Consider the following 15,836-nt stretch of genomic DNA (forward strand, 5'->3'; position numbering starts at 1 on the left):
ACGTTCTTACCGGGTGGGGTCCAACGTGGAACTGCACAATGAGCGACTACGAACTGCCGCCGCTGCCGTACGAGTACGACGCGCTGGAACCCTCGATCTCCGAGCAGGTGCTGACCTGGCACCACGACACGCACCACCAGGGCTACGTGAACGGCTGGAACAGCGCCGAGGAGACGCTGGCCGAGAACCGTGAGAACGGTGAGTTCGGCTCTTCGCCGGGTGCCATCGGGAACGTGACTCACAACGGTTCGGGTCACATCCTCCACGACCTGTTCTGGCAGTCCATGAGCCCCGAGGGCGGCGACGAGCCTTCGGGCGCGCTCGCCGACCGCATCGAGGAGGACTTCGGTTCCTTCGACGCCTGGAAGGGCGAGTTCGAGGCCGCCGCGGGCGCCGCGGGCGGCTGGGCGCTGTTAGTGTACGACTCCTTCAGCAACCAGCTCCGCAACGTCGTGGTCGACAAGCACGACCAGGGCGCCCTCTGGGGCAGCCACCCGATTCTGGCCCTCGACGTCTGGGAGCACTCGTACTACTACGACTACGGCCCGGCCCGCGGCGACTTCATCGAGGCGTTCTTCGAGGTCGTCGACTGGGAAGAGCCGTCCGCCCGCTTCGAGCAGGCGACGGAACTCTTCGAGTAAGCCAGTCACGGCGACGAGCCCATCGGGTCTCGTCCGCCAACCAGAACGCGACGTCACACAGGCTGCCGAACGGCCCTTCCACGATTCGTCCACGCACCCGGCGACGGCGGCGACGACGGTTGGCACACCCCGCTGACGGCCGCCCGGGTGCGCTTTTGCGGTCCGCCGCGCTCATAACCCCGCCAGCCGTACGCTCGCCATGGCCACGCCCGAGGGGGTCGCCGCCGACGACACCCGTCGCCAGATCATGGAGGCGACGTTCCGCGCGCTGAGCGAGCACGGCTACTCGGACCTCCGGGTCCGGGACATCGGCGCGGAGTTCGAGAAGAGCCGGACGCTGATCCACTACCACTTCGACGGCAAGCACGACCTCATCGCGTCCTTTCTGGAGTACGTCATCGAGCAGTACGAGGAGCCCGAGGCCGACGACCCGGCCGACCCGTGGGCGACGCTCTCTGCCCGGCTCGATCAGTGCCTGTTCGGCCCCGACGTTGGCGATTTCGACCACTGGGAGCGCATGACCGTCTACCACGAACTGTTCGCTCACGCGCGCCACGACGAGCGCCATCGCGCCGTCTTCACCGACCACTACGAGCAACTCCGCGGGAACCTCACTGCGGTGATCGAGGCGGGGATCGAAGAGGGGGCGTTCCGCAAGGTCGACGCCGAGTCCCTCGCACAGCTACTGACGGACGTGATCCACGCCGCACGGGCACGCCGGATCTCGTTAGGCCACGAGGACGCCCCCGATCAGGCCCGCGAGGCCGTCGACGCGTTCGTGCTCGACACCCTCGAACCCGAAAACTGAGCCGCCGTGCGTCGACTCAGAAGCCGATGTTCGAGGTCGAACTCGGGCCGTCGTCGTCCTCCAAGCCGCCCGCCTGCAGGAACTCGTAGTTGTCGTCGACGAGCACCACGTCGCCGTCCTCCACCGCCACCTCGACCGGGAGCAGCGACATCCCCGCGGCGGGCCCGTTGCTGCAGCCGCCCTCACAGGCGTCGAACATCGAGCCGTGTTTGGGACAGATGATCTCGCCGTCGCGCATCGCCGCCCCCATCCCCCGGTCGAGTTTCTGGGGCTCGTGGGGACAGTCGTTGATCCACGCTTCGACGCCGGGGTCGTCCTCGCAGGGCACGAGGATGGCCTCCCGCTCGTTGGTGAAGGCGTCCTCGACGCTGAACAGGAAGGAACTGTCCGCCGGCACCGCCGACATCGACGTGATCGTCTCCGCCATCGGCCGATCCACGCGCCCCCGGGGGAAATGCTCCCGGGTTCTGCCGGAGTCGGACTGTCCGCAGGTCAGAACGCGTGGCGGTGCCAGCCGCCGTCGACGGGGACGTGGCTCCCCGTGACGTAGTCCGCTGCCGGCGAGGAGACGAACGCCGCGACCTTGCCGAACGTCTCTGGCGACCCGAGGTCGTCGACCGGGAGGTCGGCGACGCGCCGAGCGAGCGCTTCGTCCTCCGTGATCCCCTCGCGTTCTGCGCGCTCGCGGAGCTTTTCGTCGATGCGGTCGGAAGCGATCCCCTTCGGCCCGACGCAGTTCGAGCGGACGCCGTCGGCACCGTACTCCTCGGCGAGCGTCTTCGAGAGGCCGTAGATCGCGGGCCGGAAGACGTTACACACCGCGCTGCGGGCGTCGGGCTCCATCACCGAGACGGCGACGAGGTGGGTGATCGCGCCCCCACCGTCCCGGAGCGCGGGCAGGGCGGCTTCGCAGGCACCCATCGTCGAGCGGAGGATACCCTGATAGGCGTCGTCGAAGTCGGCCAGCGAGAGCTCCGGGAGCGGTGCCGTCGACGGCCCACCGTGGTTGGTCACGAGTACGTCCAGCCCGCCCAGCGCCTCGATCGCCGCCTCGGTCCCCGACTCGACGGATTCGGGGTCGTCGAGGTCACAGACGACGTACTCGACGGCGTCGGTCGCACAGTCCGTGGCCTCACGGATCGACGCGGCGGCGGCGGCGAGTCGCTCCTCGTCGCGCGACGAGATCACCACCTGCGCGCCCTCACGGGCCAACTCCGTCGCTACCGCCTGTCCGATCCCGCTACTCGACGCGAGGACGAACGCCCGCGCGTCACGTAGTCCGATATCCATGTGAGACGCTCACGCACCGACGCGATAAGCGTGGCGCCGGGCGGGCACTGACGCCGCCACCACGGCCCCGACAACGGGGTTCCGGTACCGGTACGTCCCACCGGGGACGCTCCGCCCTTTACGTTCTTTACCGTACGGTCAAACGATGAGCCAAGACTACTCTATCGACGCCGACTGGGCCACCCAGTACATCGACGGCGAGTTCGTCCCGAGCGAGAGCGGCGAAACGATCGCCGTCGAGGACCCCTCGACGCGGGAGGACGTGACCGAGGTGCCCGCCGGCGTCGAAGCCGACGTCGACGCCGCCTACGAGGCCGCCGCCGAGGCACAGGAGTCCTGGGCCGAACAGCCCCCCGCCGCGCGGGCCGAGGTCGTCCAGAACCTCCTCGGACTGTTGGAGGAACACGAAGACGAGATCACCTCGCTGCTGACTCAGGAGGTCGGTGGCTCCCCCGCGATGGGGGCGACTTCCATCCAGATCGCCAGCGACCACGCCGGCGAGGCGGCGACGCTCCCTCGACGGATGAAAGGCGAGACCGCCGAGTCGAACATCCCGGGCAAGGAGAACCGCCTCTTCCGCGAGCCGAAGGGCGTGGTGACGGTGATCTCGCCGTGGAACTTCCCGCTGAACCTCTCGATGCGGGCGGTCGCGCCGGCCATCGCCGCCGGGAACAGCGTCGTCCTGAAGCCCTCCACGCAGTCGCCGATCACCGGCGGCCTCCTGTTCGCCAAGCTGTTGGAGGAAGCCGGCCTGCCCGAGGGCGTGCTGAACGTCGTCGTCGGCCGGGGGAGCGAGATCGGCGACCGCGTCGCCAGCCACCCCGAGAGCGACGTAGTCGCGTTCACCGGCTCCACCGAGGTCGGCCGCCACGTCGCCGGCCTCGCGGGTGAGAACCTCGCGGTGCCGGCGATGGAACTCGGCGGCAACAACGCCCACGTCGTCACGGGAGACGCCGACCTCGACCGCGCCATCGACGGCGCCGTGTTCGGGAGCTTCGTCCACCAGGGACAGGTCTGTATCTCGATCAACCGCCACATCGTCCACGAGAGCGTCTACGACGAGTACGTCGAACGCCTGACCGAGCGCGCCGCGGAACTGCCCGCCGGGAGTGCCCACGAGGAGGGCACCGTCGTCGGGCCGATCATCGACGAGTCCCAGCGCGACGAGATGCTGGAGTACGTCGAGCGGACCGTCGACGCCGGCGCGACGCTCGAGACGGGTGGCGAGACGGTCGACCTCGACGGCGTCGAGGACTCACTCGTCGTCGCGCCGACGGTGCTCTCGGACGTGGACAACGAGATGGCCGCGGCGTGCAACGAGCACTTCGGCCCCATCGCGCCCGTGATCCCGTTCTCGACGGTCGAGGAGGCGATCGAACTGGCCAACGACACTGAGTACGGCCTCTCGGGGGCGGTTCACGCCGGCGACCTCGGGGTCGCCGAGAAGATCGCCCACGGGATGGAGACCGGCAACGTCCACATCAACGACCAGCCGATCAACGACGAGGCCCACGTCCCCTTCAGCGGCGTCGGCGCCTCCGGGGTCGGCCACTACAACAGCGACGCGTTCCTCGAGGAGGTCACCGAGACGAAGTGGATCTCGGTCCAGAAGGAACCCCGCGACTACCCGTTCTGAGGCGGCCGCTGAACGGGGCCGCGCTAAGACGACGTGGCCGCGAGGAGGAGAGAGAGACCACCGTTTCCGGTGCTCTACGGAGCGAACGAGTGGTCGTGTCAGGGTGGACGACGGCCGTCCACGCCGACACGACGAGTAACGACTGCTCTACGGACTAACTCATCCGCCCCCTACATGAATCCTGCTCTATTCATCGCCGGTTTCGGGAGTTCCCCACCCGCCCGCCCCGGGAAAGCACTGGAAACAGTGGTGTCTCTCTCCCCCGCGGCGTCGACGCCGAATCGCGGCGGTTCGACAGCTTCATACAGCACCGGAAACCCCACTCCACCACGAAACAGCGGAAACGGTGGTCGACGACGAGCCACCGGAAACTACGCCTGCTAACCCATGCCAGACATCAGCTTCAGCCCGGACGACTCGCTCTACCGCGACCGGGACCGGCTCTCCGAGGAGTACACGCCCGCGGAGCTGGTCGGCCGCGACGACGAGATCGCCCGCTACCACACCGCGCTCCAGCCCGTCATCAACAACGAGGACCCCAACAACATCTTCGTCTACGGGAAGACCGGCGTCGGGAAGACGGCGGTCACCCGCTACCTGCTCGAGCAGTTGGAGGCGGACGCCGGCACCTACGGCGTCGACCTCACGACAGTCGAACTCAACTGCGAAGGGCTCACCAGCAGCTACCAGGTCGCGATCAACCTCGTCAACAAGCTCCGCCCGCCGGACGAGGGGATCTCCAACACCGGCCACCCGATGCACGAGGTGCTCTCCCAGCTCTGGGACGCCCTCGAGAGCATCGGCGGCACCGTCCTGATCGTGCTCGACGAGGTCGACAACATCGGCGGCGACGACACGCTGCTCTACCAACTCCCCCGCGCCCGCTCGAACGGCAACGTCGACGCCGCCCGCGTCGGCGTCATCGGCATCAGCAACGACCTCGCGTTCCGGGAGAACCTCCGGCCCGAGGTGAAGTCCTCGCTCGCGGAGGTCAACATCCGGTTCCCGCCCTACGACGCCGGCGAACTCAAGCAGGTGCTCTCCCAGCGGACGAGTGTGGCGTTCTACGACGGTGCGCTCGCCGACGACGTGGTGCCGCTCTGTTCGGCCTACGGCGCCAAGGACGGCGGCGACGCGCGGAAAGCCCTCGACCTGCTCCGGGCCGCCGCCGACCTCGCGCGGGCGGACAACGCCGACACCGTCACCAGCGACCACGTCGAGTCGGCCCGCCGCGAACTCGAACGCGAGGAGGTGATGGACGGGATCGCCGACCTTGCCGACCAGCACAAACTGGTGCTCTACGCGCTGGTCACCCTCGAAGCCGCCGATGAGACGCCGGCGCGCTCCCAGAAGGTGTACGAGCGCTACGCCGAACTCTGTGACAGTTCGACCCACGACGCCCGAACGACCCGCCGCGTTCGGGACTTCCTCGGCGAGATCGAGGGGTTGGGGATCACGGCCTCCAGTCGCCACAACGACGGGCTTGCGGGCGGCCAGTACCGCGCCCACGAACTCTCCCACAGCACCGAACTCGTGTTGGCGGCGATGTCTGACCTCGTCGATCACGTCGGTGTCCACGAGAGCATCGTCGGCCTCGTCGAGGACTCCGACCGGATCTCGGTCTCGCTGGCCTGAGCCGCGCCGTCGACCCCCGTGTCGCGACTGACCGCCGACCCGTGCGCGAACAGTTCCCACCGTTAACGTCATGTCGGGTGGCCCATACCTACTCCCAAATGGATACCGACGAGGCCGCCGGCCGTGCCGGCGACGTGATCGACGAACTGAGCGCCGCCGTTGTCACCGACCGATCGTTCCTCGAAACCGTGATGACGGGCGTACTGGCCGGCGGCCACGTGCTGCTGGAGGACGTGCCGGGGACCGGGAAGACCCTCGCGGCGCGGAGCCTCGCGGGCGCACTGAACCTCTCGTTCACCCGCATCCAGTTCACGCCGGACCTGCTCCCGGCGGACATCACCGGCTCGAACGTCTACAACGAGGGGGCCGGCGAGTTCACCTTCGCCGAGGGGCCGGTGTTCGCCAACGTCGTGCTGGCCGACGAGATCAACCGTGCACCCCCCAAAACGCAGGCCGCGCTGCTGGAGGCGATGGGCGAGGGGCAGGTCTCCGTCGACGGCGAGACCCACCAGCTTCCGGACCCGTTCGTCGTCATCGCCACCCAGAACCCCGTCGAACAGGAGGGGACCTTCGGGCTGCCGGAGGCCCAGCGCGATCGCTTCATCGTGAAGACGTCGATGGGCTACCCCGACTTCGACGGGGAGATGGAACTGATCAACCGCCGCGCGGGCCGGACCGAGTCGGTCCCCAGCGTCTCGGCGGTCGCCGACGAGGCGACGGTCCGTGACTTACAGGCCGTGCCCGAGACCGTCCGTGCCGAGCGCAACGTCCGGGAGTACCTCGTGAAACTCGGTCGGGCGACCCGCGAGCACCGCCACGTCTCCGTCGGCGTCTCCCCGCGTGGGATCCAGCACCTGTTCGAGGCGAGCCGTGCCTACGCGACCCTGCGGGGCCGAGAGTACGTGGTCCCCGACGACGTGAAGCGGATCGTCGACGACGTGTTCCCCCACCGACTGGTCCTGACCGCCGAGGCCGAGATCGAGGGCATCGACGCCGCCGACGTGCTCGAGGAGGTCAAGGGACAGGTACCCGTCCCGGCGATGGAGGCCTGAACGGACGGGCTACCGCCGATAGCCTGTGAGCAGGGAGCCGAGACCGAGGAGTGCCACCACGGCGCCGATGAAGCCCGCCGTCATCGGACTGTCCGCGGGTTGACGAACGAGGAACGCATCGCTCGGCGAGTCGGGATCGACGTACGCCGTCGCCGCCTTGCCGTCCTCGTAGTCCGCGAGTACTGCTTCAGCCGCCGAGCGGGTGTCGTAGTTCGGCGTCGACGCCGAGGCGAAGACGCTGTGACTGGTGTAGTTCTCGCCGCCGTAGCGGTAGGTGAACGTCGCCGTCGGGCGGTAGTCGACGCCGGAACTGCTGGCCCCGCCGACCGACTCGACGCCGGCCTCCTGTACGGTCGCGTTCACGGCGACGGAGTCGTCCAGTGCCGCCTGCTGTTGCTGGTAGTCGTACGCGCCGAACCCACCGACGGCGAGACCGACCACGAGCAACAGGGCGCCGCCACGGACCGGATCGACCTCCCGACCGCCTATTCGGACGGTGAAACCGTCGTCGCTCATCGCCGACAGTCCATGGCGCGCCGCCTGTAAACTGATCGAACCTATCGCGCCAACACCAGGCTGGCGAGGAACGCCACTCCGAGCGTGACGAACAGCACCAGCGCCGCGGTCGTCTCGGTCGCCAGCGACACCGACGTCGTCGACGAGACGGCCGCCAGTCCGGCCGCGGCGGTGACGCCGCCGATCAGGACCGCCGTCAGGACGCGGACGAACTGCACCGGCAGCGACGGCGCCCGGCGGCCCACGTCCCGGCCGAGTCCCACGCCGAAGCGGCCGATGTCCCAGACGACGACGGCGCCGACCATCACGCCAAGCGCGTGGCTCGCCGGCACGCTGAGTGCCGCGGCGAACCCACCGGCTGCGAGCAGCCCCGCGCCGGCGAGCGTGGTTGCGGTGTGGCGTCGGGGCACCACCCCGAACAGCATCCCGCCCCGCAGGAAGGCCAACGCGCCCGCACCCGTCGCCGTCCCCACGGCGACCAGCCCGAGCGCGACGACCTCCCCGGAGTAGTAGTCGACGACGGTGCCGGCCTGTTCGAGCACGAGGTCGGCGACCGGGCCGGGCAGCGAGCGCTCCAGTTCGCCCAACACCGTGTTCAGGATCAGTTCGTGGCCGAACCAGCCGGCGGCGAACGCCGTCCCGATGCCCGCGAGTACGGCGAATTTTCCGAGGTGTTCGCTGATCCCGGCACGGTGGAGCCGTCGGAGCACCCGTACGGCGAGGACGATACAGACGCTGACGACGAGCACGCGCACCGTCAGCCAACGGAGCCCCTCGGAGGTCGAGAGCCACGCGAGCAGGCCGTAGAGCCCCCCGGGAACGGTCGTCCATATCGCGGCGTAGGCCGGGCCCATCACGAGGCGGGCTCCGACCAGAACGATGCCGAGCACGACGCCGAATTTCGCCCACCCCAGCAGCCAACACAGGCGCTCGAACGCCGCTACCACGGCGTCGTCGTCGCCCGAGCGGTCGTCGAGTAGCTCAGCGACCGGAAGCGCCGTCAGCGCCCCCTGGAGCGCGAGCAGGGCGAGCGACGTGAGCAGCAGGAACACCCCGAACGGGGGCACCATCGTCGCTTCGGGGAACAGCGACGGAACCGTCTCCAGCGCCGGCAGGGCCGCGAACGGCTCCATCTCCTCGGCCTGTCGGATCGCGTTCCCGACGAAGCCGCCAGCCACCACGATCAGCGCCACCGCGGCGATCATCGTGCTCTTCGCGGCGGCGGCGACACCCTCGCCGTCGGCGGAGTCCCCGGGGATCGACGCCGCGCCGAACGCCGCGAGCACGATACTGAGTGCGACGAACACCGTCCCCTGTGGAACGATCCCGCCCAACTGTGCGATCAGCGCGTAGCCGACCCCGGCGAACAGCAGGCCGCCCGCGAGGGGTGCGAGCGTCACGCCGAGCAGCGTCCCGGCCATGCTGTAGCGGTCCCAGCCGAGCAGCCAGACCACGACGGCCATCCCGGCCGCACCGCCGGCGGCGATAGATAGCGAGTCGAGGGCGCCCAGCGCGTCCGCCAGTAGCCAGCAGCCGACCACGACGATCAGCGCCGCGAGCGCCGACCCCGCACGTGGGGGACGCCAGTTCCGTTCGGGAAGCGCCGTCACCGTCTCGGCGCCGGCGCCGTCGGCGGAATCAGTCGCCATCAGTGACCACCCCCGTCAACGGCGGCGGCGACAGCGGAGAGCGAACGGTCCGCGGGCCAGTCGATCACGCGGTCACAGACGCCGCGGGCCTCCCGCAGGCGAACGTCCCGTCGAGCGCCGCTCAGCCGCCCACCCGGCGTCCGATCGCCGGTCGGGTCCGGCGAGAGGAGCGTCGGCGTGTTCCCCACGACGGCCGCGCGCTTGGCGTAGGAGAGCGGCGCCCGATCCACCAGCGGCGAGACGACCAACAGTTCGGCCCGGTCGGGGAACTGGGCGATCAGCCCCGAGACGCCCTTGGGCTCGGTCGTCCGGCGTTCGGTGAGCGACTCCCCCGGCCCCCGTCCCGGCGTTCGTACGGCGGCGGCGTCGGCCGCGGCCGTGAAGGTGGCGTCGGCGGCCCGGCGCCCGGCCTCACTGGCGGCGTCCTCGATCCAGAGTGCGTCCCCGGCCGTTCGGACCGACACGTCCACGTCGGCGGCGTCGACGCCGAGAACGGCGAGCGAGACGCGGTGGCCGAGCGACCGGTAGCGCTCGACCGCCGCTTCAGCGGCGTAAGCGGCGTACTCGGCGCCGGTCGGGTGTGTCGGTGCGGAGGAGCGCCGCGTAGTCGGGCGCACGTCGAGCAACACGACCTCCCGGGCCGCCCGCTCCTGTCTGAACTCCGTGGTGACCAGTTCGCCGGATTTGGCGTACTGGCGCCAGTTGACACGGTTCCGCGCGTCACCCGGCCGGTACTCCCGGGTCGAGTGGAACTCCAGGCCCTCGCCGCCCTGGTCGCTCTGTGTGACACCGGTCCGGAGCCGTGTGGCCCGATCCAGCCCGGCGAGTGCGGCGGGGTCGGTACAGTCGATGGAGTCGGCACCGGCGACCGTCGCCGACAGCGTGGCGGCGTCCGTGCCCAGCAGCGAGCGAACGATCAGCCGCGCGTCGCCGAACCCGAAGTCCCCGCGCTTTGCGATCACGCTGTAAGAGAACGTCCCGGTCGAGCCGGGGCGTAGCGCCATCGACGCGCGGGGGGAGCCTTCGACCACCGCGAGTTCCTCGGGGACGCCGTCGACGACCCGGAGGTCGGTCAGTACCGTCTCGCCCGTGTTGGTGACCGAAACGGTCACTTCGACCGGATCGCCGGGCGTGAGTCGCCGCTCGTCGACGCGGCGCTCGACATCGACGGACAGTCCGGTGGGGAGCGTCGAGAGCGCGGCGTAGCCGACGTAGGCGAACGGCACCGCCGCTCCCGCGAGCAGCGTCGCCTCCCCGTAGAACACCCCCAAGCTGACCAGGAAGAAGCCGGCCACGAGCCAGACGCTCCAGGGGGCGACGCGCCGGACCCGGCGAAACATCCGCAGGGAACTCCCCGACTCGTTCGACGGGCCTGCAACGTCGTCCACCGGCTCAGCCGCGGTCTCGTCCTCGGTTTCGGGGGGCTGATCGTCGTCCGGTTCCGCCGTCTTCGGCCGTTGGGTTGCCTCACTCATCGGTTGTCACCCCATCCGTCTCCTCGTCCGCTTCGACCGGCATCCGCGTGGCCGCGTCGGGCGCCGCCGCGAGTTCGCCGACGGCGTCGATGCTGCGGACGACCCGCCGACGCCCCTCGCTGGCCCCGTCGAGCCAGCCCCGGAGGCGCGCCAGCAGCGGCACCGGCGCGTCCGATCCGAGGAACCCCGCGGCGAGTTCGTCGTCGGTCCACGCACCCTGCGCGATCCGGCGCTGGGCACGCTCCGGGGACTCGCCGGCGGTCTGGAGCGCCGCCACGGCCGTCTTCGATAGCCCGCGCCGCCGTGCCCGGGCGTCCTCCAGCGACTCGATGTCCTCGATCGAACGGTCGGCGCCGGCGCCGGTGACCGTCGCGGGATCGACGCTCACGGATTCGGGCGGCCGGTCGCCGTCCTCGACCAACACCGGTTCGGGGTCGCCGCCGCCCGACAGCTTCCGGATCATACCCACGAACAGCGACATCGCCGCCACGACGCCGACCACGACGAAGAGGGTCTGTTCGGTGTCGAACTCCTCGATCAGGTCGACCGCCGGTGCGAGCGCGGCCTCGGCGGGGCCGGTTACCCCGGGAGCGAACACCAGCGCCGCTGCCACGCCCAGCGCCGCCAACAGCGCGAGCGTGATCAGCGCCCGCCCGAGCCATCGGAGCGCGCTCACGCGGTCCCACCTCCGTTCGCGTCGTCGGGGGCCGGATCGGCGGCCCCGTCGTCGGCACCGCCACCCGAGGACGCGTCGAGGGCGTCGACGGCCGACTCGGCGGCGTCCCGCTGAGTAGCGGGGTCGGCCCCGCCGTAGGACACCTCCCGGTAGGCGTCACGCAGTCGCTCGACCGGGCCAGCGGGGAGGTTCGCGTCGTCGACGGCGAAGCGAGCCACTTCGCCGGGAGTCAGCGTCCGTACCCTGCCCAGCGGCAACAGCGAGAGGAACCGCTGCCACGCCCGGCGAACCCGCTCGCGGGCCGCGGCGGTCTCCGGATCCTCGTCGGCCGTCGCCGCCGTGTCCGACGCCTCGTCGGTTTCGGCGTCGTCTGGTCGGGGGTTTCGGACCCAGTCGAGGAGTCGCTCGGGCAGCGAACTGATCGCCGCAGCGACCGACACCGCCCACGCCGTGAGGGCGGCGACGATGGCCGACCCGACCTGTCCGGGCGTCTTGGTCCGCGCGTAGAGTTCGGCGGCGAGTTCCGTCAGTCGGTCGGCGGCGTTCCGGAGCGCGGTCACCGCGGCGTCGACGCCGCGACTCAGCGCGTCCGAGAGCGAGACGACGCTCATCAGGATCAGCTGATACCCCTGGCGGATGCTGTCGCCCATCCGGCCGAGCAGGCCCCGGGGCGTCACCCCGCGGTAGTACGCGACGCCGAAGACGGCGGCGATGGCCGCGAGGAGGGCGGCGAGCAGGCGGCCGAGCGTCCCGTAGAGACCGTCGATGGTGACGGAAGCACGTTGGCCGTGGGCCGTGACCGCGAGCGTGACCGAGTCAGCGGGCGGGAGTCGAGCAAGCGCGGTGCCGTTCGCCCCGGTCGTCCCGGCCACTTCGCCGTCGATGGAGACGGTGCCGTTCGACAGCGGCTGGTCGCCCAGCGTCGCGTTGAGCGTTACCGGCGCGAACGGAATCGTCGCCGGCCAGCCGACGCTGTAGTTCAGCGCCAGTTCCCGAATCGAGACCGTCTCGCTCCCGCTGACGCTCCCGCGGCTGATGGCGTACTCGTACTCGCCCGGGTCGCTCGGCAGCCTGACGGTCAACTGCCCGCGGTCGCCCGTGCGGCCGATCTGCTCGCCGTTGCGCGTGACGACGGCGTCGCGGACCGGCACGTCGTCGATAGTGGCGACCAGCGTCACTTCGGCGTCGCTCCGGACTGTCCCGACGAACGAGACGGTGGCGTTCGTGTTCAGGGTAAAACTCGTGTTCTCGTCGGTCTGGAAGGCGTAACCGTCGACGGCACGCGGCGCGTCACCTGGCGGCGGCAGGGTCGCGGCGGTGTCGGTTCGAACCGTCACGTCGAGCCGCTGTGTGTAGGGCACCTCGCCGACGACGGTGCCCTCGGCGTCGGTCCGTCCGATCGGGTCGCCGTTGAACAGCACCTGTGCGCCGGCGACCGGTTCGCCGCCGCGCGTGACCGTCACTTCGACGGTGGCGCCGGGGACGGCGGTTCGGTTGAGCGAGACCGAGATGGGCTGCTCCGTCGGCGACGGTGTCGGCGTGGGAGTCGCCGTCGCGGTCGGCGGTGCCTCGGTGCCGTTCTCCGTGGTCCCGTTCTGCTCGCCCGGAACCGCCGTGTTCGGTGTCGAAGTCGGCGTGGGCGTCGGCGTCGGGGACTCGGTCGGGGCCGGCGTCGGTGCAGGGGTCGGCGTCGGAGACTCGGTCGGTGTCGGGGTCGGCGTCTCCTCGAGCGCCGCCTCTTCGGTCTGCTCTCGCTCCGCGCTCGGCGTCGGGTCGAAGCGGACCCAGCCGACCTCGGGGAAGTACACTTCGACCCACGCGTGTGCGTGCATCCCGCGAACCGTGTACTCGTTCGGCCCAGTCTGCTCGCCGGGGGCGTAGCCGACGACGTACCGGGCGGGGACGCCCTGCGTCCGCAGCATCGTCGTCATCGCGGTGGCGAAGTACTCACAGTAGCCGGCGTCCATCTCGAAGACGAACTCGGAGGTGATCGTCCCGTTCTCCCGGTCGTGGCTCGCGTTCAGCGAGTACTCCTTGTTCGACTCCAGCCACTCCTCGATCAGAACGGCCGTCTCGTAGGGGTTCTCGGCATCGGCGGTCAGTTCCGCGGTGAAAGCGCCGACGCGTTCGGTGTCCCGGTTCGGCGGGAGGCTCGTGTAGACGCGCTCGACGTCGGCGGGGTACTGGTCGCCGGCCGCGCGGAGGGTCTCCGGGTCGTCCGGCGGCGCGACGGACTCGCCGACGTAGGTCGTGCCGGCGGGCACCTGTTCCCCGCTACTGATCGACCGTCCCGGCCCGAGTTCGAGGGGGTAGCCCGACAGCGAGACCGATTCGGGTTGCCAGACGGTCGGTAGCGCCGTCGCTGGCTGTGCGAGGGTCACTTGGTACCTGACCCGTTCGCCGGCGGCGCCCTCGATGGGCGCGGTGCCGTCGAAGTCGGCCGCCTCGCCGGTGCGCTCCCAGCCCTGCCCGGTGTAGCGGTCGAACGAACCGGTCCGCCAGTAGCTGGGTCGGTCGCTCTCGACGACGAAGTGCACCTCCTGGTTCAGGCTGCTGTAGGGGTTCGCCGCCTCGCTTCCCTGACTGCTCCCGGCGGAGAGTTGACTCAGCGAACTCAGCGCGCCCAACGCGCCGGCGGCGCTGGCGGGGATGCCCGCGCCTTGAGCGCCCGCGCTCAGCGGCTGGCCGAGGTCGAACTGCGCGGCTGGCGGCGACGCGTCGCCGACGAACAGCGGCAGCGCGATGCTCGCAAGCACCACCGCGGCGACACAGACCAGCGTCAGTACGACCCGCCACCACCGACGATCCGAGCCGAGGTCGACGGTTCCGTTGTCGTCGCTCACGTATCGTTCAGTACGATTGTCCGGGGTGACATGAATGATGCGGTGTGAATCACCCACATGGCTTGGCCGAAACACGGCGTCAGCGTCGCCGACGGCGGCGGTGTGTGGCACTTGGACACCGCCGCCGAGAACGTGTCAACGGAAGTCAATGGGGACTTTATCAGTTAGTCTTGAGTCCCCGAACCCATGTGGCAACTCGGTGAAGACGGGGAGCGACCGGAGTGGCGAGTCGTCGAGACTCCTTTCGACATCACGCTGTTCGACGTGGCACAGACGACGCAGGGGCTCTATGCGGTGGGCAGTGGGGGGCACCTGGTCGCGGACCGCGGCGAGGGCTGGGAGATCGTCTTCGACGACGGTCCGTCGACGCGGGACAACCAGATGCGAGCCATGGACGTGACCAGCGACGGCGAACGCGTCTGGATGCTCGGCTCGTCGGGGGCGATGGCGTGTTACGACGTGGAGGAGCGCAAGAAGTTCGACTACTCCTACCCCAACGAGATGACCTCGACGTGGGAGGGGATCGCCATCGCCGGCGAGCGGGGCAAGGAGAAGGGTCTCGCCGCCAACGGTTCGGGGGAGATCCTGCCGTTCACCATCGACGGCTTCGACGTGGACTGGGGCCAACTGGACAAGCCGGCGGGGAAGGGGTCGAAGATGGCCGCGCTCGCGGCCACCCCCGACGGCATCGGCTTCGGCGTCGACACCTCCGGCAACGCGTTCAAGACGACCGCCGAGGACGGCTGGAAGGACATCGGCATCGTCAACGCGCAGGTGAAGTTCTACGACATCTACGCCGGCACGAACCAGCGGGTCTACGTGGCCGCCGGTGACGGCCGGATCTACCGCTACGACGACTCCTACAACAACTGGACGCCCATCGGCGTCGCCGAGACCACCTCCCTGACCGCCATCGACGTCTACGATGAGGGGAGCCGCAAGCGCCAGATGGTCTGTATCGGCGCCAACGGGAACATCTACCAGCGAACCGGGAAGGAGCGCTGGGAGGAGATCCCCTCGCCGACCAAGAACGCGCTCAACGCCATCCGACTGGGCAGCGCGTTCGACGTGGCTGTCGGGAAGAACGGCACCGTGATCGAGCGCCCGCGCGGCACCACCCGATCGGCGGGGAAGTCCGCGGACGGCGACAACTTCGACGGCCGAGGCGAGACCTACCAAGGCGACGGCAACCAGATGGAGACGACCGACCGCCAACAGCGGGAAGACCGGATGAAGGACGGAATCGATCAGCAGCAGAAGCAGTTCGAGTAAACCGCCCGAACAACCCCGTTTCGCCCCTTGACCCGTCCGGAACACAAGAACGGGGGTGTGTTCTGCGGGTCGACCTCACGCGAGGGGGGTCGACACGGCGCCGGTGCCACAGTACTTGCGCCGCTACCTCGGGGCGGGTCACTCCCCTCTTCTCGGGGGCGCCGTACTTCGCTTCGTAGCGGTGTTTGCGGACGCGGAGTTCCCTGTCACGGGTCGGAACCGGTGGCGGGGACGGCAAGGAATCGTCGTGGCCGGAGAACGACTCGACATGGATACGTGGGCGAGGGCACTCGTCGCGACGGTCGGCGTCTTCGCGGTCGCCCTCGTGGCCTCGATTACGCTC

13 protein-coding genes are annotated in these 15,836 nt (G+C 69.8%); 6 read left to right on the plus strand and 7 right to left on the minus strand.

Annotation, left to right across the window (positions count from 1 at the left end; translation table 11 throughout):
* Nucleotides 1-38 precede the first annotated feature (38 nt).
* Together sod and NO998_RS06275 are read left to right on the plus strand one after the other, a co-directional pair.
* On the plus strand, nt 39-641 hold the full coding sequence (gene sod / locus NO998_RS06270) for a superoxide dismutase (RefSeq protein WP_267646243.1): 603 nt from the start codon (nt 39-41) through the stop codon (nt 639-641).
* 199 nt (nt 642-840) lie between these two features.
* Nucleotides 841-1,449, plus strand: coding sequence for a TetR/AcrR family transcriptional regulator (locus NO998_RS06275; RefSeq protein ID WP_267646244.1), 609 nt, complete (start codon nt 841-843; stop codon nt 1,447-1,449).
* 16 nt (nt 1,450-1,465) lie between these two features.
* Here the strand turns inward: NO998_RS06275 and NO998_RS06280 are convergent, their stop codons facing one another.
* Nucleotides 1,466-1,876: a Rieske (2Fe-2S) protein gene (locus NO998_RS06280; protein WP_267646245.1), complete on the minus strand. Its 411-nt coding sequence runs from the start codon at nt 1,874-1,876 to the stop codon at nt 1,466-1,468.
* Nucleotides 1,877-1,941: 65 nt separating this feature from the next.
* Complete coding sequence (locus NO998_RS06285) at nt 1,942-2,739, minus strand: SDR family oxidoreductase (RefSeq protein ID WP_267646246.1); 798 nt, start codon at nt 2,737-2,739, stop codon at nt 1,942-1,944.
* A gap of 145 nt (nt 2,740-2,884) precedes the next feature.
* Here NO998_RS06285 and NO998_RS06290 point away from each other — a divergent pair, with 145 nt between their 5' ends.
* The 3 genes from NO998_RS06290 (at nt 2,885) to NO998_RS06300 (ending at nt 7,062) form a co-directional block, all read left to right on the plus strand.
* On the plus strand, nt 2,885-4,375 hold the full coding sequence (locus NO998_RS06290; protein WP_267646247.1) for an aldehyde dehydrogenase family protein: 1,491 nt from the start codon (nt 2,885-2,887) through the stop codon (nt 4,373-4,375).
* A gap of 387 nt (nt 4,376-4,762) precedes the next feature.
* Entirely contained in the window at nt 4,763-6,010 is a 1,248-nt protein-coding gene (locus NO998_RS06295) for an orc1/cdc6 family replication initiation protein (protein WP_267646248.1), read from the plus strand.
* A gap of 98 nt (nt 6,011-6,108) precedes the next feature.
* Nucleotides 6,109-7,062 carry an AAA family ATPase gene (locus NO998_RS06300; protein WP_267646249.1) on the plus strand — a complete coding sequence of 318 codons (954 nt, stop codon included), beginning with the start codon at nt 6,109-6,111 and terminating at the stop codon, nt 7,060-7,062.
* Between the two features lie 9 nt (nt 7,063-7,071).
* Here NO998_RS06300 and NO998_RS06305 read toward each other — a convergent pair whose 3' ends face one another.
* Genes NO998_RS06305 through NO998_RS06325 form a run of 5 tightly spaced genes read right to left on the minus strand, consistent with a single transcriptional unit; the run spans nt 7,072 to nt 14,221 of the window.
* Nucleotides 7,072-7,578 (minus strand): DUF3592 domain-containing protein, encoded by a 507-nt coding sequence (locus tag NO998_RS06305; RefSeq protein WP_267646250.1) that lies wholly within the window; start codon nt 7,576-7,578, stop codon nt 7,072-7,074.
* 41 nt (nt 7,579-7,619) lie between these two features.
* Nucleotides 7,620-9,227, minus strand: a complete 1,608-nt coding sequence (locus NO998_RS06310) for a DUF7519 family protein (RefSeq protein ID WP_267646251.1) — start codon at nt 9,225-9,227, stop codon at nt 7,620-7,622.
* The gene (locus NO998_RS06315) at nt 9,227-10,702 is read right to left on the minus strand and encodes a DUF58 domain-containing protein (protein ID WP_267646252.1); all 1,476 of its coding nucleotides are present in this window, start codon (nt 10,700-10,702) and stop codon (nt 9,227-9,229) included. The genes NO998_RS06310 and NO998_RS06315 overlap by 1 nt, the downstream gene beginning before the upstream one ends.
* On the minus strand, nt 10,695-11,378 hold the full coding sequence (locus NO998_RS06320; protein ID WP_267646254.1) for a DUF7269 family protein: 684 nt from the start codon (nt 11,376-11,378) through the stop codon (nt 10,695-10,697). Before NO998_RS06320 ends, NO998_RS06315 begins: the two co-directional genes overlap by 8 nt.
* Nucleotides 11,375-14,221 (minus strand): transglutaminaseTgpA domain-containing protein, encoded by a 2,847-nt coding sequence (locus NO998_RS06325; protein WP_267646256.1) that lies wholly within the window; start codon nt 14,219-14,221, stop codon nt 11,375-11,377. Before NO998_RS06325 ends, NO998_RS06320 begins: the two co-directional genes overlap by 4 nt.
* 186 nt (nt 14,222-14,407) lie before the next feature.
* On the opposite strand from NO998_RS06325, the gene NO998_RS06330 reads away from it, so the two are divergent.
* Nucleotides 14,408-15,493 (plus strand): WD40/YVTN/BNR-like repeat-containing protein, encoded by a 1,086-nt coding sequence (locus NO998_RS06330; protein ID WP_267646257.1) that lies wholly within the window; start codon nt 14,408-14,410, stop codon nt 15,491-15,493.
* Nucleotides 15,494-15,836 lie beyond the last annotated feature (343 nt).

The organism is Halolamina litorea (assembly GCF_026616205.1).
Classification (GTDB): domain Archaea; phylum Halobacteriota; class Halobacteria; order Halobacteriales; family Haloferacaceae; genus Halolamina; species Halolamina litorea.